This is a genomic window from Marinifilum sp., assembly GCF_965230805.1.
Classification (GTDB): Bacteria; Bacteroidota; Bacteroidia; order Bacteroidales; family Marinifilaceae; genus Marinifilum.
Map to the genome: position 1 here is coordinate 2,532,896 of NZ_OZ246019.1, position 21,708 is coordinate 2,554,603.

Annotated in this window: 9 protein-coding genes and 1 tRNA gene; 6 read left to right on the plus strand and 4 right to left on the minus strand. The window is 35.5% G+C overall.

Annotated features, from left to right (window positions below):
• The first annotated feature begins 353 nt into the window (after positions 1-353).
• The 3 genes from ACO05S_RS10120 (at position 354) to ACO05S_RS10130 (ending at position 2,047) form a co-directional block, all read left to right on the plus strand.
• Positions 354-1,241 (plus strand): hypothetical protein, encoded by an 888-nt coding sequence (locus tag ACO05S_RS10120; protein WP_421917895.1) that lies wholly within the window; start codon positions 354-356, stop codon positions 1,239-1,241.
• Between the two features lie 3 nt (positions 1,242-1,244).
• A complete protein-coding gene (locus tag ACO05S_RS10125) occupies positions 1,245-1,463 on the plus strand; it encodes an antitoxin Xre/MbcA/ParS toxin-binding domain-containing protein (protein ID WP_421917896.1) in 219 nt (72 codons plus the stop codon).
• Between the two features lie 215 nt (positions 1,464-1,678).
• Positions 1,679-2,047, plus strand: a complete 369-nt coding sequence (locus ACO05S_RS10130; protein WP_421917897.1) for a hypothetical protein — start codon at positions 1,679-1,681, stop codon at positions 2,045-2,047.
• Positions 2,048-2,493: 446 nt separating this feature from the next.
• On the opposite strand, the gene ACO05S_RS10135 is transcribed toward ACO05S_RS10130, so the two are convergent.
• Positions 2,494-2,567 (minus strand) — tRNA-Ala (locus ACO05S_RS10135).
• A gap of 557 nt (positions 2,568-3,124) precedes the next feature.
• Here ACO05S_RS10135 and ACO05S_RS10140 point away from each other — a divergent pair.
• Both ACO05S_RS10140 and hflX read left to right on the plus strand, forming a co-directional pair.
• On the plus strand, positions 3,125-3,808 hold the full coding sequence (locus ACO05S_RS10140) for an energy transducer TonB (RefSeq protein ID WP_421917898.1): 684 nt from the start codon (positions 3,125-3,127) through the stop codon (positions 3,806-3,808).
• A gap of 157 nt (positions 3,809-3,965) precedes the next feature.
• Positions 3,966-5,192: a GTPase HflX gene (hflX, locus tag ACO05S_RS10145; protein WP_421917899.1), complete on the plus strand. Its 1,227-nt coding sequence runs from the start codon at positions 3,966-3,968 to the stop codon at positions 5,190-5,192.
• A 57-nt stretch (positions 5,193-5,249) separates the two neighbouring features.
• Here hflX and ACO05S_RS10150 read toward each other — a convergent pair whose 3' ends face one another.
• A complete protein-coding gene (locus ACO05S_RS10150; RefSeq protein WP_421917900.1) occupies positions 5,250-6,239 on the minus strand; it encodes an aspartate-semialdehyde dehydrogenase in 990 nt (329 codons plus the stop codon).
• Positions 6,240-6,334: 95 nt separating this feature from the next.
• Here ACO05S_RS10150 and ACO05S_RS10155 point away from each other — a divergent pair, with 95 nt between their 5' ends.
• Positions 6,335-18,103, plus strand: coding sequence for a lamin tail domain-containing protein (locus ACO05S_RS10155; RefSeq protein ID WP_421917901.1), 11,769 nt, complete (start codon positions 6,335-6,337; stop codon positions 18,101-18,103).
• 366 nt (positions 18,104-18,469) lie between these two features.
• Here ACO05S_RS10155 and lpxK read toward each other — a convergent pair whose 3' ends face one another.
• Complete coding sequence (gene lpxK / locus ACO05S_RS10160) at positions 18,470-19,591, minus strand: tetraacyldisaccharide 4'-kinase (RefSeq protein WP_421917902.1); 1,122 nt, start codon at positions 19,589-19,591, stop codon at positions 18,470-18,472.
• 202 nt (positions 19,592-19,793) lie between these two features.
• A complete protein-coding gene (sppA, locus tag ACO05S_RS10165; protein WP_421917903.1) occupies positions 19,794-21,587 on the minus strand; it encodes a signal peptide peptidase SppA in 1,794 nt (597 codons plus the stop codon).
• Positions 21,588-21,708 lie beyond the last annotated feature (121 nt).

The window sequence follows — 21,708 nt, forward strand, 5'->3', positions numbered from 1 at the left end:
TGGTGAAATACTTGCCATACTGTATGGCGTATATTTAAATGCCAGATTATATGGTAATTATTGCAAATATAGTAAAATAAAAACACGATAGTTTTTATTGCTCCATAGTCTAAAACCTCTATCTTTACGATAGAAATACAACAAGAAAATATTGCGTTACTGAAGTTTCTCATTCTATAAAACCGCCAATTTTAACGAACCAGAGAAACGGACGGGTGAACGCACCAGGATACGGTGTGTTCTCTTGTTTCGTTGTGTTGGTTCAGGGTGCTTGGCGGTACCTATAGAAGACTCAATGGGATAGAGGACATGCCTCTTTTCGTTTTTGGTAGCGCCTGCTAAAACTGCCACAAATGAAAAAGTACGAAACACCTGAAATTTCTAATAAAAACTGTGATCACACAACTTGTAAAAGTGAAAGGCTATTAGATAAGGAATACGAGAATTGTATTTTGCCAAACATTTTTGATTCTGAAGTTAATTATCAAGAAGGTACAGTAAGAAATATTGATTCGCTTAGTTTTTTTGAAAGGTTTTTGTTGAGTGCATTGTTGAGAGGTTCGGACCATAAAAATTATGAAGTTTATACCTATGATAATGTGAAATGGCACTTAAGCCCTAATTCGTTTTTTATAAAAGATATTGTAGAGTTTCTTATAAATCGCAAACTTATTGAAGTTTCCATTGATGAATCAAAAAATACTAATGTAATTGATAAATTCCTGGATCAATTTGAATTCCGTTTTGTAATGGAAAATGAGTTATACGGTAGGGATTTATATTTGGAATTGATTTCTTCTGACCTAAAAAATACTCCTCTGGCTGATATTCAAACCTTATGGCAATTTTTATCAATTGAGGAGTGTATTGGAGTTATTGAGTGTCATTGTAAGATGGAAGGTTTTGTATGGACTCCAACAGATACAGATAGAAAAGTTATCAAAGAGATATTGATGGATTATTCTGTCAGTCAATTTTATAATGTGTTTCATGAATTACTTGAAAAAAAGAAAACCAAGTTCAAAGGAGAAGATGTTTCAAGGCAGTGGTTTTTTATGGATTTAGTTGAAGATCTTTCATCTTATTTTACGGTAGTTAAGCATATAGATTTTAAAGTTGTGAATGAAATGAAATTTTATGGAGTAATTTCTGATTTTACCAATTCTTGTTATGATCTTGTTTTGGGATTTGGTAAAGAAGCTTTTATTCTGTCACCTTATTCTCATCGTTTAATCGAGTAGATTATGGAGCAGGACAAAAATAAAACTAAAAATGAACCTACTCCTGAAGATTTGTTGGCAAAAGGAGAGGAGTTGTTTGGATCGAAAGTAAGGTTTGATCATTGGATGAATTGCCCTAATTCCTTTTTTGGAGAAATCAAACCATATTATTTGATGTTTGAATCAGGTGGAATCAAGAAGATTTATCAGGAGCTAATACGATTAGAATTTGGGGTATTTTGATGAAATATGGATAATCTCTTCATAAACCTGATATGAGAAAGTACAAACTTACAATTGGAGTTTAACATCAATTAAAGTTCTTCAAATCGAGAATTGACTTAAACTGGTTAGTGCTTTTATATTGTATTATATACTTGACTTTATACAATTCAATTAAATATACATTCTTATAGGGTTATTATGACTTTACCATGAGTGCTATAAATGTTTTAAAAATGATGAAAAAGGGAAAGGATTACATTTTAATTTCAGAACTTTCAAGTGAGGAACAGGAACCTTTTCAAAAGTGGCTTTATGGAAAGGATAAACCTATAATTGATGATGAAAGAATTGATCCTAAGGATTGCTGCTATAAATTGGACTATGAAAAGTGGAGAGCATTTCATAAAACTCAAGAATATAGTTCAGAATGTGTGCAATTTGATGATGCAATAAAGTCCGATTCCATAGAAGGTGATGCTGAAATGTTAATGCCTAATAGTGATAAAAAAAGGGGTTTGAATGACTTGTTGAAGGACGTTGATCAAGATAATATTCACTCTGAGACCAATACCGGAGATTCGATTGGAAAGGAAGATTGGTGATTTGTTGTTGTGAAATATCTTAAATAAGTGACTGGTATAAATTTGTCTACCAAAGGAAAAAAATTGAATTTCTTATGGTATATATGTTAATGCAATACTGGCCATATTGTATGGTTTTACCAGAAACAGATTTTAAAAAGTGCAGATGGTAGTTCTTATTTCTATGTAAACCAAAGGTCGCATAAAATCAAGCGGTTAGTAATTGGTGTAAACTGTGTAAATCCTAATGTAATTTAGTAACTTATTGGATGGCAGTCTGTAGTGGAGGTGGTTTACAGGTTTACACAGAAAAGTGCAATATCTTATAATAGTGAAGAAAAATTAACTTCTGAGGACTTAAAAAATAAAATTCTTTTAGAAAATTAAGAATCGAATGTTAGTGCTTTTGTTAGTGCAAAAGATAAAGCGGCCACAGCATAAATGCCATAACCGCCTTGATTTGAGGGTGGAGAGTACCGGAATCGAACCGGTGACCTTTTGACTGCCAGTCAAACGCTCTAGCCAACTGAGCTAACCCCCCGTTTATAATAATCAGTTTCTTTGTATCTGATCTGACCGAATAAAGATAACGCATGCAAATATAATTTAAAATGAGGCACATTAAACAACTTGACAGTGATTTTTTTAGAAAAGCAAACATTTTTTATTTTTATACGTAAGGAAAATTGGAGTGAAGAATCTATTTTAGTCCGAAAATTGTTTGTCAATAGACAATTGATTGGTAGCAATGTATAGTGTGTGTATAGGTAGGATGAGTTCGGATAATATGGATTTTTCACTCTTATTTGTTAAAAATATAATTTAGAATGGCTTTAAAGAGAAAAATGTACTAAATTTATAGTTGATTTATTTACAGGGGTTTTATGCTTCTTAAAAATGGGTATTCTTGAATATTATTATCACAGATTTTATTGTTCTTAAGCATTGAAAATCAAAAAATAGGATTAAGAAAAATGATTTGCCCGTTATTTTTATATCTTTATGCCTCGAATAATTTCACTGAGAATAGAATTTTGATTATAGAATTGAAAAACTTACTTTTAAGCGCTGAATTTAAAAGAAAATTAAAAGAAAATTATGGAAGTTAAGAAGTCACCAAAAGCAGATCTTGAAAATAAGAGAGGTCTCTTTCTTGAGATTGGTCTGGCACTGACTCTTGCCTTTGTATTTCTTGCATTTGAATGGCGTGTAGATTCTGCGGAAGCTACAGGCTTGGAAGATCAACAAGAGATGGAGGCTGAAGAGGAGATGATTCCTGTTACCAGACAAGAACCTATTAAGCCACCACCACCACCACCACCAGCACCTAAAGTAGCTGAGGTATTGGAAATTGTGGATAACGATGAAGAGATTGAAGATGAGCTTGAAATTGAAGACTCCGATGCTGATATGGATGAAGAAGTTGATATCCAAGTTGTAGAAGAGGAGGAGGAAGAAGATGAAGCCCAAGTATTCGTTGTTGTGGAAGATATGCCTGAATTTCCAGGAGGTCAGCTAGAATTACAGAAGTGGATTGCCAAGTCTATCAAATACCCTGTAATTGCTCAGGAGAATGGGATTGTCGGTCGTGTATTTGTTACTTTCGTAGTAAACAAGGTTGGTGGAGTTGAACAAGTTCGTGTGATACGTGGAGTTGATCCATCTCTAGATAAAGAAGCAGTTCGTGTAATTAACCAAATGCCAAAATGGAAACCAGGTAAGCAGCGTGGAAAACCAGTAAGGGTTTCTTATACTGTACCTATTAACTTCCAATTGCAGTAGAGTAATATACTATATTTTATAAGATAATATTTATAAGAGGTTTCGATTGTTCGAAACCTCTTTTTTGTGGCTAAACGAAAGTATTGCAGAATATTGTGTATTTTTGCCTTTTTACAGGAGAAACTGGTATTACACAAAATATTCCTAAAAGAAATAAATGGGAGACTATCTTAGAACAAAAAAAGAGAAAGAAAAGGCGATTTTAATAGGAGTGATTGATCAGTCAAAGGGTATGACTGTGCAAGAAGTTGATGAGTATTTAGCAGAATTGGATTTTTTGGCTTTAACTGCTGGGGCAAAAACTGTTAAACGATTTACTCAGAAATTAGAATATCCAAATCCAAAAACTTTTGTTGGAGCGGGTAAGCTTCAGGATATTCAGGATTTTCTAGAAGTAAATGAGGATGTTGGCATGGTAATTTTTGATGATGAATTAACTCCAACTCAACTCCGAAATGTTGAAAGAATATTGAAGAGAAAAATCTTGGATAGAACCAATTTGATTCTTGATATTTTTGCCAGCAGAGCTCAGACCGCGCATGCTAAAACACAGGTTGAATTGGCACAATATCAATATATGTTACCACGATTAACTCGCATGTGGACTCACCTTGAGCGTCAGCGAGGAGGTATTGGAATGCGTGGCCCTGGGGAAACTCAGATCGAGACTGACCGTCGTATCATTTTGGATAAAATTGCAAAGCTGAAACAAGATCTAAAGAAAATTGATAAGCAAAAGGCAACCCAACGTAAAAATCGTGGCAAACTAGTACGTGTAGCTTTGGTAGGATATACCAATGTTGGGAAATCTACAATAATGAATATGCTTAGTAAATCTGATGTATTTGCTGAGAATAAGCTTTTTGCTACACTTGATACAACAGTGCGTAAAGTTGTTATTCAGAATGTTCCATTTCTTTTAGCAGATACAGTCGGGTTTATTCGGAAGTTACCTCACCATTTGGTAGAATCATTTAAATCAACCTTGGATGAGGTTCGTGAGGCAGATGTGATTCTTCATGTAGTGGACATTTCGCATCCTAACTTTGAGGATCACATTAAGGTTGTAAATGAAACAATGGTTGAAATTGATAATAGAGAGAAACCATCCTTTCTTGTGTTTAATAAAATTGATGCCTTTACCTACGTGAAGAAAGATGAGGATGATTTGTTACCTAAAACAAGAGAAAACTTTAGTTTGGATGAACTAAAACAGATGTGGATTGCTAAAGGTGAGAAACCTTGTTTATTTATTTCAGCTATTGAGAAACAAAATATAGAGGAATTTAGAGAGGAAGTATATGGTGTAATTCGTGAAATTCATTCTGCACGTTTTCCTTATAATGACTTCCTATATCAGGATTATTCAAATTTAATGGATTAGATAGAAGGTATTCAAAAAAACCGATGCAGAGAAAAGCATCGGTTTTTTTTTAATTCTTTAAACCAGCTCATTTTTGGCTAAATATTCTGCAATTTGGACTGCGTTAGTAGCAGCTCCTTTTCTTAAGTTATCTGCAACAACCCAGATGTTCAAGCTGTTTGGATTTGAGTAATCGCGTCGAATTCGGCCAACAAAAACTTCATCGCGATCATGAGAGTATTTTGGCATAGGATATTCGTTATTATCAAGATTGTCCTGTACGATAACACCATCCGTTTCCGATAGAAGCTGTTTTATTTCTTCAACATTAAAATCATTAGCAAATTCAATGTTTATTGATTCAGCATGACCTCCAACTACAGGCACACGTACTGCGGTAGCTGTAACTCTGATGTTATCATCTTTCAAGATTTTTCTGGTTTCATTAACCAACTTCATCTCTTCTTTTGTGTAGGCATTTTCAGTAAATACATCACAATGTGGGAGGCAATTTTTATCAATTTCGTGCGGATAAGCTTTTTCTCCATTAATTCCTATACGTTCAGCTTCAAATTGCTGAACAGCCTTTACTCCAGTTCCGGTAATTGATTGATAAGTTGAAATCACCAAGCGTTCAATTTTGTATTTTTCATGAAGAGGAGCTAGAGCTACTACCATTTGAATTGTTGAACAATTGGGGTTTGCAATAATCTTATCATCTTTGGTTAATTCTGTAGCATTAATCTCAGGAACAACTAATTTTTTAGATGCATCCATTCGCCAAGCCGAGGAGTTGTCTACTACAGTAGTTCCAACTTTGGCAAATTCAGGAGCCCATTTTAATGATGTCTCTCCTCCAGCTGAGAAAATTGCAATTTGTGGTTTCATTTTAATTGCATCTTCTATACTGATAACTTTATACTTGTTGCCATTAAAAGTAAGCTCTTTTCCCACTGATCTTTCACTTGCGACCAGATATAAATCACTAACCGGAAGATTTCTTTCTTCCATTACATCCAGTATTTTTTGGCCTACCAATCCAGTAGCTCCAACAATTGCTATTTTCATAACATAATAAAGCTTTAACTCCTTGTTTATAATTACGGTTATAGTTAGATTAGCTTTTTATTAAAAAAGCAAGTCAAAGTTAAAATTAATTTTCTATGAAAAAAAACCTAAGCCTGAAATTGTTCTTTCTCTTGGTTTTGCAAGTAAATGCAGATCTATATGCAGAGGATATTTGGACAATAAATTTTTCAGATTCAACGGATTTAAACAAAGGTTACTGGGGTGATAATGCAGATATGTCTGGAGTTCATTGGGATTTGGATATATCTAATTGCAAGCTATCGGAAGATGCAGATTACGTGAAAGTAGTTGAAACGAGCGGAGGAAGGTTGGAAGCTGTAGATTGTGATGGTGAAGCAATCTGGACGAGTAATTCAATTGATATTTCGAAGTTTAAAAATTGTAACATCTCGGTATTGGCTTCTGAAACAGGGACTTCATCAAATACTAACAAGTACATTAAACTGTTCTATAAAATTGATAATGGCAGCGAGCATGCTTTCGATGAGAATGGAGAAAATATTGGGAATTGGGGAAGTGTAGAAGCATCAACAGCTGGTATTTCCGGAAAAGAGATGGTCATAGTGATTCGAATTAACAATCCTTTATCAAGCAATAAAGTCTATTTCGATGATATTGTTGTAACTGGTGAGCCAATAGTAATAGAAAATGATAAGCTTACAGAAGTATCGGCACCTGCAAGTCAAGCTCAAGCCCGTTCGATAAGCCCAGATATTGATTCAGAAGAAGAGGCTGTTTCGTGTTTTAGATTTGTAATAGATGAAACAGATTCAGCGGGTGATGGTGTCCCAACGAATATTTCGCGTATGACATTCTACAATACCAAACTGCTTAAAGGTATTGATTGGAATAGGGAGTTAGGCGGTGTCTTAATTTATTCTGAAGGAACATTACTGAACTACAACAAGCTGGAAATAAGTTCTGATTCCTTGTATTTTGATTTTATAGAAAATCAAGTTTTAATTCCGGATGGAGAAAAAAGAGAGTTTGAATTAAAGGTTTATCTGAATTCAGAAGTCGAATTAACAGATCATAGCAGATTTCAATTAGCCATAGGGAAAAATGCAAGAGGCTTTTTGTCTTACCCAAGTGGATCTGGCTTTATTGATAATGATAAAATGATTGAATCCGAAATTTATACCGTTGATATAGAAGCTTCTCGCTTAATACTTTTTAATATTCCTGAATCAGTAATAAGAAATCAACATTTCCAGTTTACTGTCAATGCTGTTGATCAGTTCGGCAATCTTGATTCTGATCAAAGTAATAAAATAAAACTGTCCTTATGTATAGGAAAAGGAGAGCTTATAACAACTTCTCAATTTGAAAGACCTTTAGATCAAGGAGTTTTAGTATTTGATTCTCTTCGATATCGAATTGTAGATACGATTCAGCTTAAATTATCTGGTAAAAATTTGGCTGAAATTATTTCGTCAGAAATTATTGTTGAAAACACATATGAATCACAGGCCATCAACTCCTCTTGGATTCCTGAGGATACAATTTTATCCACTTTGAGAACGCATAAGAAACAAGCATTTAAGTTATTCGAATTTACAGTTAAAGATGCTGGTGATGATGATGCACCAACAGAACTTAAGAAAGTTTCTATTGCAAGCAGTGAAATCAATCAAATAGATTTTAAGAATACTTTTGGAGGTTTTTATTTTACGAGGGATGATAAGGAGCTGGACACAGAGTTTGAAGTTTCAAAAGACAGGATTGAGGTTATATTTCAAGAATCGGAATCAAAAGCTGTTATTGAAAGTGAAACCACTGCTAATTTTTCTTTGTATTCATACTTTGCTGAAGGAGAAGGGATAGATGGAGATTTAATTCAGCTTAAAATTAATAAATCTAGCAGCGATTGGGAAGTATCAAAAGAAAACAGTGGGCTTAGACTTGATTTTGACAAGGACATATTGGGCCCTCAATTTATTTGTGAGGTAGAGGCGACACAGATGCAATTTTCAGAAGTTCCAAAATCGATAAAGCCTAATGAGGAATTTACAATTGAAATTGAGTTGCTTGATGAATTTATGAATCAGGATGCAAATTCTAATAAGAAAGTCAATATTAGTTTAGCAGCAGGAACTGGAGAATTGAAGTCCTCTTCAGGAATGAAAAAATCTATTGAGAATGGGAAGATTATATGGAAAGATTTGATATATGATAGGGCGGAGCACTTCACCATTCAAGCAGAAGCAGATGGGTTTGAAACGATACTTTCTGATGATATATCCAGTGTAGATCAGAATTCTGCCATTGTAACAAGCGAAATAATTTCAAATCAACAATTGCCGTCTAATTCTATAAGTAAGGAAAAAGCAGTTTCTGTTCTTAGATTTACTATAGTAGATTCGGCTTTTTATGACGATTTACCAACCATAATTAAAACGGCAGTATTTTATAAAAAGGAGCTTCCCGAGTCCTTCGACTGGCAAAAGCACATTGCAGGAGCAGTCATTAAAAGTAAAGACGAAATACTTGCAATAACTTCAGATATTGATAATGAATGCATCAAATTTAACTCAAGCAAAGGTTTATTTCGTGTAGATAATGGAAAAAATCGAGATCTTGAGTTAGCAGTATTTTTTAGAGAGTCGTGTTTACCTGATAATATGCAATTTCAAGTCTTTATCCCCCAAAATATTTTAGGTTGGAAGACAGGAGTTAATAGTTCTGAGTTGGTAAAAAGTTTGAGCAAAGATATTACTTCAGATACATTTCATTTAAATGTGGTAGCCGATCGGATTCGGTTTGTTTCAGCTCCATTATTTGTAAAGGATAGTTCGGAGTATTTTAGGCTAAATCTTATAGCATGTGATCAGTATCATAATATCGATATGGATTATATTGATAAGTTTCATTTAGAATTGCTTAAAGGCGATGGAAAAATAGTTCACAATTATGAACTAAAATTTAAAAAAGGGATATCAGAACTGGAAGCCATTAAATATAAAGGGAATGATGAGTTTGTATTAAAAGCCACATCAAATTTGCTTCCTGATACTATAAATATAATGTTAGGAAACAGTGTTTTAGGCATAAGTAATGATTTTGAATCAAATGACTTGAGCGAATATTTAAATGTGAATGATTGGGCTTTATCAACATATCAATCAATAAAAGATAGTAAATCGTTAAAACACAATTTAAGTAATCAGGTAGGGAGTAGTCATATATCTCGCAAATTGGAAGGTTGGAAACCAGGAAAAGGGTCTACTAGGTGGAGTTTCATCTTGAAGAATGGAGATTGGGATCCTAGTTCCGGAAACTATTTTGTATTTCATTTATGTATGGATCAGGATGATCCGACAAAAGCAGAAGATCTTTATTCAGTTGGTGTAAATCTGAATGGTTCTAGCGATTTGTTAAGTTTATGGAAAAGCCAAAAAGATCAAAAACCAGACTTATTATTGCAGACCAATTTAGATTGGAACGAAAATGAATTAGTAGCCGTTCAAGTTGATTACAATGAACATGGCAAATGGGAGCTAGCTTACAATCGGTTAGGAGAAACAGAGAATTGGTTTAGAATAGGAGAAGTTTATTCAGAAATTGCTAGTGATGCAGAAGTATTTTATTCTGGATTGGAATATTATTTCGAAACAGCTTCCAGGGCTGGAAGATTATGGTTTGATAATTTTAGTGTACAATCTGTAAATACAGCTCCTTATATCAAATCGCACCAAATAGTTGGACAAGATTCTATTTTAATTATTTTTTCTGAGAATTTAGATGTATACCAAAATTTAACCACAGAGAATTTCACAGTAAATTGTAATGGAGGTGAATTAAGTTCATTTAGTCCTTCATTTACAGATTTAGAGAATGAGATTTTAATTGTTTTGGGAACTAATTTAACAAATGGCCATTATCAAGTGGAAGTTGAGAATATTCTTGATGAAGGTGGTGCAGTTTTAGTTACAGATTTTATTGATTTTGATTATTTATGTCCCTCTAAAGCTTTTGACCTTGTGATCAACGAAATCATGGCCGATGAAAGTCCAGTGCAAGGCTTACCGGAGTATGAATACATTGAGCTTTACAACACAAATGATTATCCCGTTTCATTGGAAGGATGGAAATTGCAGGTTGGCAGTAAGGAATTGTTATTTTCTGCAGATACCCTTTCATCCAACTCCTATTTGATTCTTTGTTCGAATTCAGCGGTTGAAGCCTTTTCGGAATATGGTCAAACAATGGGGATGTCAAATTTTACAGGCCTGAACAATTCCGGGAACGGTATAAAACTGTATTCAGACAAAGGAGTAGAAATTGATGCAATCACTTATTCTGATTCCTGGTACAAATCAAAAGATAAAAGTAAGGGAGGCTGGAGTCTGGAACGAATCGATGCGATGAATACATGCAGCAGCTATAACAACTGGTCGGCTTCAACCAATGCAAATGGCGGAACACCTGGTTGTGTTAATTCGGTAAACTCATCCAATACCGACAATAAAGCTCCTCAGCTTGTTTCATTCAGGCTTTTGTCAGAAAATTGTATATCCCTGCGCTTTGATGAAATAGTAAAAGAGGAATCCTTAATCAGAACAGAAAATTATGCGATAAGCTCAAATCCTGTTGCAGAGATAAGTGCGATAGGTTTGCAGGCTGTGGAGTTGAAGTTTGAAAAAGATTTCACTGATGGCAAGCAACTTCATTTTGAGCTTTCAGGCATAGCGGATGAGTGTGACAATTACCTGGATACCACATTGAATTTTGTGTACCATCAGGTTCATGAACATGACCTTGTGATCAACGAAATCATGGCCGATGAAAGTCCAGTGCAAGGCTTACCGGAGTATGAATACATTGAGCTTTACAACACAAATGATTATCCCGTTTCATTGGAAGGATGGAAATTGCAGGTTGGCAGTAAGGAATTGTTATTTTCTGCAGATACCCTTTCATCCAACTCCTATTTGATTCTTTGTTCGAATTCAGCGGTTGAAGCCTTTTCGGAATATGGTCAAACAATGGGGATGTCAAATTTTACAGGCCTGAACAATTCCGGGAACGGTATAAAACTGTATTCAGACAAAGGAGTAGAAATTGATGCAATCACTTATTCTGATTCCTGGTACAAATCAAAAGATAAAAGTGAGGGAGGCTGGAGTCTGGAACGAATCGATGCGATGAATACATGCAGCAGCTATAACAACTGGTCGGCTTCAACCAATGCAAATGGCGGAACACCCGGTTGTGTTAATTCGGTAAACTCATCCAATACCGACAATAAAGCTCCTCAGCTTGTTTCATTCAGGCTTTTGTCAGAAAATTGTATATCCCTGCGCTTTGATGAAATAGTAAAAGAAGAATCCTTAATCAGAACAGAAAATTATGCGATAAGCTCAAATCCTGTTGCAGAGATAAGTGCGATAGGTTTGCAGGTTGTGGAGTTGAAGTTTGAAAAAGATTTCACTGATGGCAAGCAACTTCATTTAGAGCTTTCAGGCATAGCGGATGAGTGTGACAATTATCTGGATACCACATTGAATTTTGTGTACCATCAGGTTCATGAACATGACCTTGTGATCAACGAAATCATGGCCGATGAAAGTCCAGTGCAAGGCTTACCGGAGTATGAATACATTGAGCTTTACAACACAAATGATTATCCCGTTTCATTGGAAGGATGGAAATTGCAGGTTGGCAGTAAGGAATTGTTATTTTCTGCAGATACCCTTTCATCCAACTCCTATTTGATTCTTTGTTCGAATTCAGCGGTTGAAGCCTTTTCGGAATATGGTCAAACAATGGGGATGTCAAATTTTACAGGCCTGAACAATTCCGGGAACGGTATAAAACTGTATTCAGACAAAGGAGTAGGAATTGATGCAATCACTTATTCTGATTCCTGGTACAAATCAAAAGATAAAAGTGAGGGAGGCTGGAGTCTGGAACGAATCGATGCGATGAATACATGCAGCAGCTATAACAACTGGTCGGCTTCAACCAATGCAAATGGCGGAACACCCGGTTGTGTTAATTCGGTAAACTCATCCAATACCGACAATAAAGCTCCTCAGCTTGTTTCATTCAGGCTTTTGTCAGAAAATTGTATATCCCTGCGCTTTGATGAAATAGTAAAAGAAGAATCCTTAATCAGAACAGAAAATTATGCGATAAGCTCAAATCCTGTTGCAGAGATAAGTGCGATAGGTTTGCAGGTTGTGGAGTTGAAGTTTGAAAAAGATTTCACTGATGGCAAGCAACTTCATTTTGAGCTTTCAGGCATAGCGGATGAGTGTGACAATTATCTGGATACCACATTGAATTTTGTGTACCATCAGGTTCATGAACATGACCTTGTGATCAACGAAATCATGGCCGATGAAAGTCCAGTGCAAGGCTTACCGGAGTATGAATACATTGAGCTTTACAACACAAATGATTATCCCGTTTCATTGGAAGGATGGAAATTGCAGGTTGGCAGTAAGGAATTGTTATTTTCTGCAGATACCCTTTCATCCAACTCCTATTTGATTCTTTGTTCGAATTCAGCGGTTGAAGCCTTTTCGGAATATGGTCAAACAATGGGGATGTCAAATTTTACAGGCCTGAACAATTCCGGGAACGGTATAAAACTGTATTCAGACAAAGGAGTAGGAATTGATGCAATCACTTATTCTGATTCCTGGTACAAATCAAAAGATAAAAGTGAGGGAGGCTGGAGTCTGGAACGAATCGATGCGATGAATACATGCAGCAGCTATAACAACTGGTCGGCTTCAACCAATGCAAATGGCGGAACACCCGGTTGTGTTAATTCGGTAAACTCATCCAATACCGACAATAAAGCTCCTCAGCTTGTTTCATTCAGGCTTTTGTCAGAAAATTGTATATCCCTGCGCTTTGATGAAATAGTAAAAGAAGAATCCTTAATCAGAACAGAAAATTATGCGATAAGCTCAAATCCTGTTGCAGAGATAAGTGCGATAGGTTTGCAGGTTGTGGAGTTGAAGTTTGAAAAAGATTTCACTGATGGCAAGCAACTTCATTTTGAGCTTTCAGGCATAGCGGATGAGTGTGACAATTATCTGGATACCACATTGAATTTTGTGTACCATCAGGTTCATGAACATGACCTTGTGATCAACGAAATCATGGCCGATGAAAGTCCAGTGCAAGGCTTACCGGAGTATGAATACATTGAGCTTTACAACACAAATGATTATCCCGTTTCATTGGAAGGATGGAAATTGCAGGTTGGCAGTAAGGAATTGTTATTTTCTGCAGATACCCTTTCATCCAACTCCTATTTGATTCTTTGTTCGAATTCAGCGGTTGAAGCCTTTTCGGAATATGGTCAAACAATGGGGATGTCAAATTTTACAGGCCTGAACAATTCCGGGAACGGTATAAAACTGTATTCAGACAAAGGAGTAGAAATTGATGCAATCACTTATTCTGATTCCTGGTACAAATCAAAAGATAAAAGTGAGGGAGGCTGGAGTCTGGAACGAATCGATGCGATGAATACATGCAGCAGCTATAACAACTGGTCGGCTTCAACCAATGCAAATGGCGGAACACCCGGTTGTGTTAATTCGGTAAACTCATCCAATACCGACAATAAAGCTCCTCAGCTTGTTTCATTCAGGCTTTTGTCAGAAAATTGTATATCCCTGCGCTTTGATGAAATAGTAAAAGAAGAATCCTTAATCAGAACAGAAAATTATGCGATAAGCTCAAATCCTGTTGCAGAGATAAGTGCGATAGGTTTGCAGGTTGTGGAGTTGAAGTTTGAAAAAGATTTCACTGATGGCAAGCAACTTCATTTAGAGCTTTCAGGCATAGCGGATGAGTGTGACAATTATCTGGATACCACATTGAATTTTGTGTACCATCAGGTTCATGAACATGACCTTGTGATCAACGAAATCATGGCCGATGAAAGTCCAGTGCAAGGCTTACCGGAGTATGAATACATTGAGCTTTACAACACAAATGATTATCCCGTTTCATTGGAAGGATGGAAATTGCAGGTTGGCAGTAAGGAATTGTTATTTTCTGCAGATACCCTTTCATCCAACTCCTATTTGATTCTTTGTTCGAATTCAGCGGTTGAAGCCTTTTCGGAATATGGTCAAACAATGGGGATGTCAAATTTTACAGGCCTGAACAATTCCGGGAACGGTATAAAACTGTATTCAGACAAAGGAGTAGAAATTGATGCAATCACTTATTCTGATTCCTGGTACAAATCAAAAGATAAAAGTGAGGGAGGCTGGAGTCTGGAACGAATCGATGCGATGAATACATGCAGCAGCTATAACAACTGGTCGGCTTCAACCAATGCAAATGGCGGAACACCCGGTTGTGTTAATTCGGTAAACTCATCCAATACCGACAATAAAGCTCCTCAGCTTGTTTCATTCAGGCTTTTGTCAGAAAATTGTATATCCCTGCGCTTTGATGAAATAGTAAAAGAAGAATCCTTAATCAGAACAGAAAATTATGCGATAAGCTCAAATCCTGTTGCAGAGATAAGTGCGATAGGTTTGCAGGCTGTGGAGTTGAAGTTTGAAAAAGATTTCACTGATGGCAAGCAACTTCATTTTGAGCTTTCAGGCATAGCGGATGAGTGTGACAATTACCTGGATACCACATTGAATTTTGTGTACCATCAGGTTCATGAACATGACCTTGTGATCAACGAAATCATGGCCGATGAAAGTCCAGTGCAAGGCTTACCGGAGTATGAATACATTGAGCTTTACAACACAAATGATTATCCCGTTTCATTGGAAGGATGGAAATTGCAGGTTGGCAGTAAGGAATTGTTATTTTCTGCAGATACCCTTTCATCCAACTCCTATTTGATTCTTTGTTCGAATTCAGCGGTTGAAGCCTTTTCGGAATATGGTCAAACAATGGGGATGTCAAATTTTACAGGCCTGAACAATTCCGGGAACGGTATAAAACTGTATTCAGACAAAGGAGTAGAAATTGATGCAATCACTTATTCTGATTCCTGGTACAAATCAAAAGATAAAAGTGAGGGAGGCTGGAGTCTGGAACGAATCGATGCGATGAATACATGCAGCAGCTATAACAACTGGTCGGCTTCAACCAATGCAAATGGCGGAACACCCGGTTGTGTTAATTCGGTAAACTCATCCAATACCGACAATAAAGCTCCTCAGCTTGTTTCATTCAGGCTTTTGTCAGAAAATTGTATATCCCTGCGCTTTGATGAAATAGTAAAAGAAGAATCCTTAATCAGAACAGAAAATTATGCGATAAGCTCAAATCCTGTTGCAGAGATAAGTGCGATAGGTTTGCAGGTTGTGGAGTTGAAGTTTGAAAAAGATTTCACTGATGGCAAGCAACTTCATTTTGAGCTTTCAGGCATAGCGGATGAGTGTGACAATTATCTGGATACCACATTGAATTTTGTGTACCATCAGGTTCATGAACATGACCTTGTGATCAACGAAATCATGGCCGATGAAAGTCCAGTGCAAGGCTTACCGGAGTATGAATACATTGAGCTTTACAACACAAATGATTATCCCGTTTCATTGGAAGGATGGAAATTGCAGGTTGGCAGTAAGGAATTGTTATTTTCTGCAGATACCCTTTCATCCAACTCCTATTTGATTCTTTGTTCGAATTCAGCGGTTGAAGCCTTTTCGGAATATGGTCAAACAATGGGGATGTCAAATTTTACAGGCCTGAACAATTCCGGGAACGGTATAAAACTGTATTCAGACAAAGGAGTAGAAATTGATGCAATCACTTATTCTGATTCCTGGTACAAATCAAAAGATAAAAGTAAGGGAGGCTGGAGTCTGGAACGAATCGATGCGATGAATACATGCAGCAGCTATAACAACTGGTCGGCTTCAACCAATGCAAATGGCGGAACACCCGGTTGTGTTAATTCGGTAAACTCATCCAATACCGACAATAAAGCTCCTCAGCTTGTTTCATTCAGGCTTTTGTCAGAAAATTGTATATCCCTGCGCTTTGATGAAATAGTAAAAGAAGAATCCTTAATCAGAACAGAAAATTATGCGATAAGCTCAAATCCTGTTGCAGAGATAAGTGCGATAGGTTTGCAGGCTGTGGAGTTGAAGTTTGAAAAAGATTTCACTGATGGCAAGCAACTTCATTTTGAGCTTTCAGGCATAGCGGATGAGTGTGACAATTACCTGGATACCACATTGAATTTTGTGTACCATCAGGTTCATGAACATGACCTTGTGATCAACGAAATCATGGCCGATGAAAGTCCAGTGCAAGGCTTACCGGAGTATGAATACATTGAGCTTTACAACACAAATGATTATCCCGTTTCATTGGAAGGATGGAAATTGCAGGTTGGCAGTAAGGAATTGTTATTTTCTGCAGATACCCTTTCATCCAATTCCTATTTGATTCTTTGTTCGAATTCAGCGGTTGAAGCCTTTTCGGAATATGGTCAAACAATGGGGATGTCAAATTTTACAGGCCTGAACAATTCCGGGAACAGTATAAAACTGTATTCAGACAAAGGAGTAGAAATTGATGAAATCACTTATTCTGATTCCTGGTACAAATCAAAAGATAAAAGTAAGGGAGGCTGGAGTCTGGAGCGAATAGATGCAATGAACTTTGCATGGCAGGAGCCAAACTGGACAGTTTCATTATCACAAGATGGAGGTACTCCAGGGAGTGTAAATTCTGTTTTTTCAGACAATAAGGATTATACTTCTCCTGAAGTTCATTTTATCCAGGCTTATAGTACTAATTCACTTCTTCTTACCTTTACTGAGCCGATGCTTGAAAGTCAAACCATATTAGAAGCCAACTATTTATTGAAACCTGATAATATTCTCGCAATGGCAGTAAGTAAGATAAGTGAAACGCAATTTGAAATAGTATTTGAGGAACAATTAATTGAAAATTCAAAATACAATCTGGAGATATCTGAAAATGTAACAGACTTGGCTTCAAATAAACTTAAAAGTAGTGAAATTGAATTTTATGTGCCTGCTACAATTGAAAAGGGCGATATTGTCATTAATGAAATCTTGTTTAATCCTTTTTCCGAAGGTTCAGACTATGTCGAGCTTTATAATCGTACAAGAAATATTTATGATTTATCACAGTTGTATCTAGGAAAAAAAGATGATAACTATATTTTAATTGATAGTGTTAGATTGTCACAGAATCTGAAACTAATATTTCCTAAAGAATATTGTCTGTTTAGTGCCGATACTTCTCATGTTGTCAGCATGTACCTTACTTCTAATACAAGAGTGTTTCATCAAGTTGCTTTGCCAAATTATCCAGATAATAGAGGTAGAATTGTATTGTTTACCAAATATGATGTAATTGATGATTTAGAATACAGTGAAGATATGCAGTTCGAATTGTTAGCATCTAAAGAAGGGGTAGCATTGGAAAGAGTAAATCCTGATAGAGAAACCAATATGAAAAACAATTGGCAGTCGGCTGCTCAAAGCATAGGTTTTGGAACCCCAGGATTAAAAAATTCTGCATTCGATGCAATAGATGTTTCAGAGGAGGAAGTTAGCTTATCTAAGAAAATATTCTCCCCTGATAATGATGGTGTTGATGATCGTTTGTACATCAATTTCAATCTACATGAGGATGGATATGTTGCCAACATCCGAATTTACAATTCAAAGGGAATAGAAATAAGAAATTTAGCCAGTAATTATTATCTAGCTAATGTTGAGCGTTTATCTTGGGATGGTTTAAGTTCCCAAAAAGAGCGCTTACCTATAGGAATATACTTGGTTTATATTGAGTTGTTTAATCCTGAGGGGCAAGTAAAAGTATTCAAAAAAACGTGTGTAATTGGAGGAAAGTTTAAATAATTATTGACTATTATGTTAGAACTAAAAATGAACGTTAGTTCTTGTGTGTTTACATTGATTTTTGTAAATTGATGATGCATAGAGCATTTGAGAAAGTGCAATTTTGGATAAAGCCAAAATGCTTTAGCAATAGCTGTTAATTAATGTAGTGGTTAATTAAATGGTAGAGTAAAGGGGGAATTTGAATTCTCCCTTTTTTTCTGAATGTCTCTATATTATTCCCGTCGGTGCTTACTGGTTATTTCAACTTTTTTAGCATGCCCAAGCTTTTGCACATCCCTTCCCAAGTTTTTTGAACAAAACCAAACATTTACAAAGACACATCCACAAAAAGAACTACTTTCTCTTATTAATGAATGTTTACATTTAATCTTTTTTGATACTGTGCAAATTACTCGATCGTTTATTTTTCTTTACGTAGCTTAATATTTGATGATCAAATTTAGATTTATCCTCCTTAAGGAATTTGATGCATAATGGAACAAAGAAAAGGTGTTTTTTAATACACGTTTGTTTGATTTCCATATCTAAAATACGAGTGGCATCTTTTTCGGTAGTAATAATGATTTTATTATAGCCTTCTAGTTCATTAAATCTTTTTTCGATTGTTTCAATATCCTTTTGATTAAAAGCATAATGATCGGGGAAATGATATTCCTCAATTCGGTCAGAAAAGCTATCCAAATATTCGCGCAAAGGTTTTGGGTTAGCAATACCTGTAAAAAGAAGAATTGAGAAAGTCTCTTTAGTCCACTCTTTATCATCTATACTTAAGGCTTCTTCTGGAAAAACAGGCTGCAAATGTCCATAATCCAAGCAGGTGAAATACAGTTTCTGATAAGGTAATATCTTTAGTTCTTTTACTATGATGCGTCTTTCAATCGGAGTCATTAAGGCTGGTGATTTACTAACTATAATGATGTTGGCGCGAGCTCGCTCCTCAGCATTTTCTCGAAGCCTTCCGTATGGCATAATAAAGTCACGAGTAATCGGACGGTTGTAATCAATTAACAGAATTGATAAACCTGGTTTAATATGTCTATGCTGATATGCATCATCCAGAAGAATAGCACTCAAATCATTTCCTTGTTCACTTTTTAAAAGGTTCTTAACCCCATTTACCCTTTTACTGTCAACAGATACTAGGATCTCGGGAAATTTTCGTTTAATCTGCATTGGCTCATCGCCTATCTGATTTGCTGTAGAGTTTTCATTAGATAAGATAAAGCCTTTGGATTTTCTTTTGTATCCTCTACTAAGAGTAGCAAGTTTGTAATCATCTTTTAATAAAGTGATAAGGTACTCTATATGAGGAGTTTTTCCAGTACCTCCAACCGTAATGTTGCCCACCGAAATGATTGGAATTTTAAATTCTGTGCTTGTAAGTAAATTTAAATCGAAAAGCATATTTCGCACAGCCATAATTAAACCGTAAAGCAAACTTAATGGCAATAGAAGAACTCTGAAAAAACGTAATAATGCCTTCATTAGTTATAATTTTGACCTATTGTTCATGTATCTATTATAAAATCCAGAACAGTCACAAAAATTAAATAAATATCTGTTAGGATTTAAAACGAATTAAATATGACAATTATTTTTTAGTTATAGATCAAAAATATTGTTATTCGTGAGATAAAAAAAGAATCCTCGATTTCTTGAGGATTCTTGTAACCATATGGTGTTAAAATTAATTCAATTCGATTTCATAAGGCAGACGAGTTTGAATACCTCCTAAATTTAATAAGTTTTTAGCTTTATTATAATATTTGTAATTTTCACCCAATTCGAATTTTAGGAATCTTGTTTTCGCTTCTCCGGTAAGATCTTTAATAATTTCTTCAATCGGATCTTTTTGTTTTGGAAGAGAAACGATTCTGTAATCTTCTAAACCAGCTTTTTCTTTAGCTATTTCGATAGCAGTTTCTAGTCCACCAAGTACATCAACCAGACCATTTTCTTTGGCATCAATCGCACTCCAAACTCTTCCTTGAGCAACTTCATGAATCTCTTTTTTTGATTTGTTGCGACCAGTGGCAACTCTTGTAAGGAAAGTATCATATCCATCATTAATAATGTCTTGAAGTATTATTTTTTCGGATTCAGTAAATTTTCTTGAAGAGACAGGAACAACCATTAACGGAAAACTTCCGCCAAATGCAGTATGCTTATTTGTTCCATAGGAGTCGGTTGTAAAACCAATTTTATTTTTAATTAATTCTTCACCAGAGAAGAATAAGCCATAAATCCCAATTGAACCTGTAATTGTATTCTTATCAGCAACAATGGTATCGGCGGGACAAGCAATGTAATAACCACCTGAAGCAGCAACATTACCCATTGAGGCAATTACGGGTTTTTCTTGGGATGCTAGCTCAACTTCTCTCCAGATGATATCTGAAACTAAAGCGCTACCTCCTGGAGAATTTACACGTAAAACAATAGCTTTAACAGTAGAGTCTCTTCTTGCTTTGCGGATAGTACCAGCCAATTCAGGACCAATGGCAGTTTCACTTTGCTCATTACCAATAGAACCTGATGCATAAACAACAGCAATCTTGTTTTTAGAGAATTTTGTAGAGGGATCGGGAGATTTAGAATAATCAGACACACTAATCAAGCGTAGCTTTTTGTCTTCTTTAATGTCTGAAAGCTTTCTTAATATTGAATTCATTTCATCTTGATAAATGACGCCATCTATAAGCTTATAATTTTTAGCATCCTTCGCCTTTTTAATGGCAAAAGCATCAATCATATCATTTAATTCATCAATTGAGATTCCTCTTTCTTCTGAGATTCCTTTCAAAATTTGATTCCAAATATCACTAACATAAGCCATTGTTTGCTCGCGACTTTCATCACTCATATTATCTCTAAAAAATTGCTCGGTTGCCGATTTGTATTTTCCAACTCGGATCACTTGAGCTTCAACGCCAATTTTTTTCAGAAAATTATTGTAAAATGTTTTTTCTCCACCCATACCAAGAATAAATATCATGGCTTCAGGATTAAGATAGATACTATCTGAAACGGAGTTCAGATAATAAGCTTTTTGTGAGTATCCAAAATTATTATAGCTTACAATAAATTTTCCAGTCTCTTTAAATTCTTTTAGCTTGTTCCTGATCTCTTCAATAGAAGCGATACCTCCAAAGTTTGCAGAAACATCACTTACGTTTAGATAGATCCCTTTGATTTTTTCATCTGTTTTAGCTTTTTCGATGCTTTCCAATATGGTGGTTAAACCGATACTGGAACTACCAGAACCAGGAATGTCCAGATCATCAAATGGGCTTTCAGATCCCCTGTCAGCCAGAGATTTATTCAGTTTAATTTCCAGGATACTTTTGTTTTTGACAGTAACAGGTTTATCAGCGCTTGATGCGATACCAACAATTATCATGAAACCAAGAAGCAAAAGAAGAAACCCACCAACAATAACCCCAAGTATTGAGGCAAATGTAAATTTGAAAAAACTTTTCATATTAATATACTTTAAATTGATTATTCTAATTTATAAAAAGAAGCCAATTTATGTAAATCGGCTTAAAGCAAATATATTTAATTAAACTGATAGAAATTCCAAAAGCTAATTATTTTCGATG

Excerpts from the sequence above, each read along its gene's own strand:
- ACO05S_RS10120 (WP_421917895.1), top strand. The coding sequence starts at position 354 with ATGAAAAAGTACGAAACACCTGAAATTTCTAATAAAAACTGTGATCAC.
- ACO05S_RS10125 (WP_421917896.1), top strand. The coding sequence starts at position 1,245 with ATGGAGCAGGACAAAAATAAAACTAAAAATGAACCTACTCCTGAAGAT.
- ACO05S_RS10130 (WP_421917897.1), top strand. The coding sequence starts at position 1,679 with ATGATGAAAAAGGGAAAGGATTACATTTTAATTTCAGAACTTTCAAGT.
- ACO05S_RS10140 (WP_421917898.1), top strand. The coding sequence starts at position 3,125 with ATGGAAGTTAAGAAGTCACCAAAAGCAGATCTTGAAAATAAGAGAGGT.
- hflX (WP_421917899.1), top strand. The coding sequence starts at position 3,966 with ATGGGAGACTATCTTAGAACAAAAAAAGAGAAAGAAAAGGCGATTTTA.
- ACO05S_RS10150 (WP_421917900.1), bottom strand. The coding sequence starts at position 6,239 with ATGAAAATAGCAATTGTTGGAGCTACTGGATTGGTAGGCCAAAAAATA.
- ACO05S_RS10155 (WP_421917901.1), top strand. The coding sequence starts at position 6,335 with ATGAAAAAAAACCTAAGCCTGAAATTGTTCTTTCTCTTGGTTTTGCAA.
- lpxK (WP_421917902.1), bottom strand. The coding sequence starts at position 19,591 with ATGAAGGCATTATTACGTTTTTTCAGAGTTCTTCTATTGCCATTAAGT.
- sppA (WP_421917903.1), bottom strand. The coding sequence starts at position 21,587 with ATGAAAAGTTTTTTCAAATTTACATTTGCCTCAATACTTGGGGTTATT.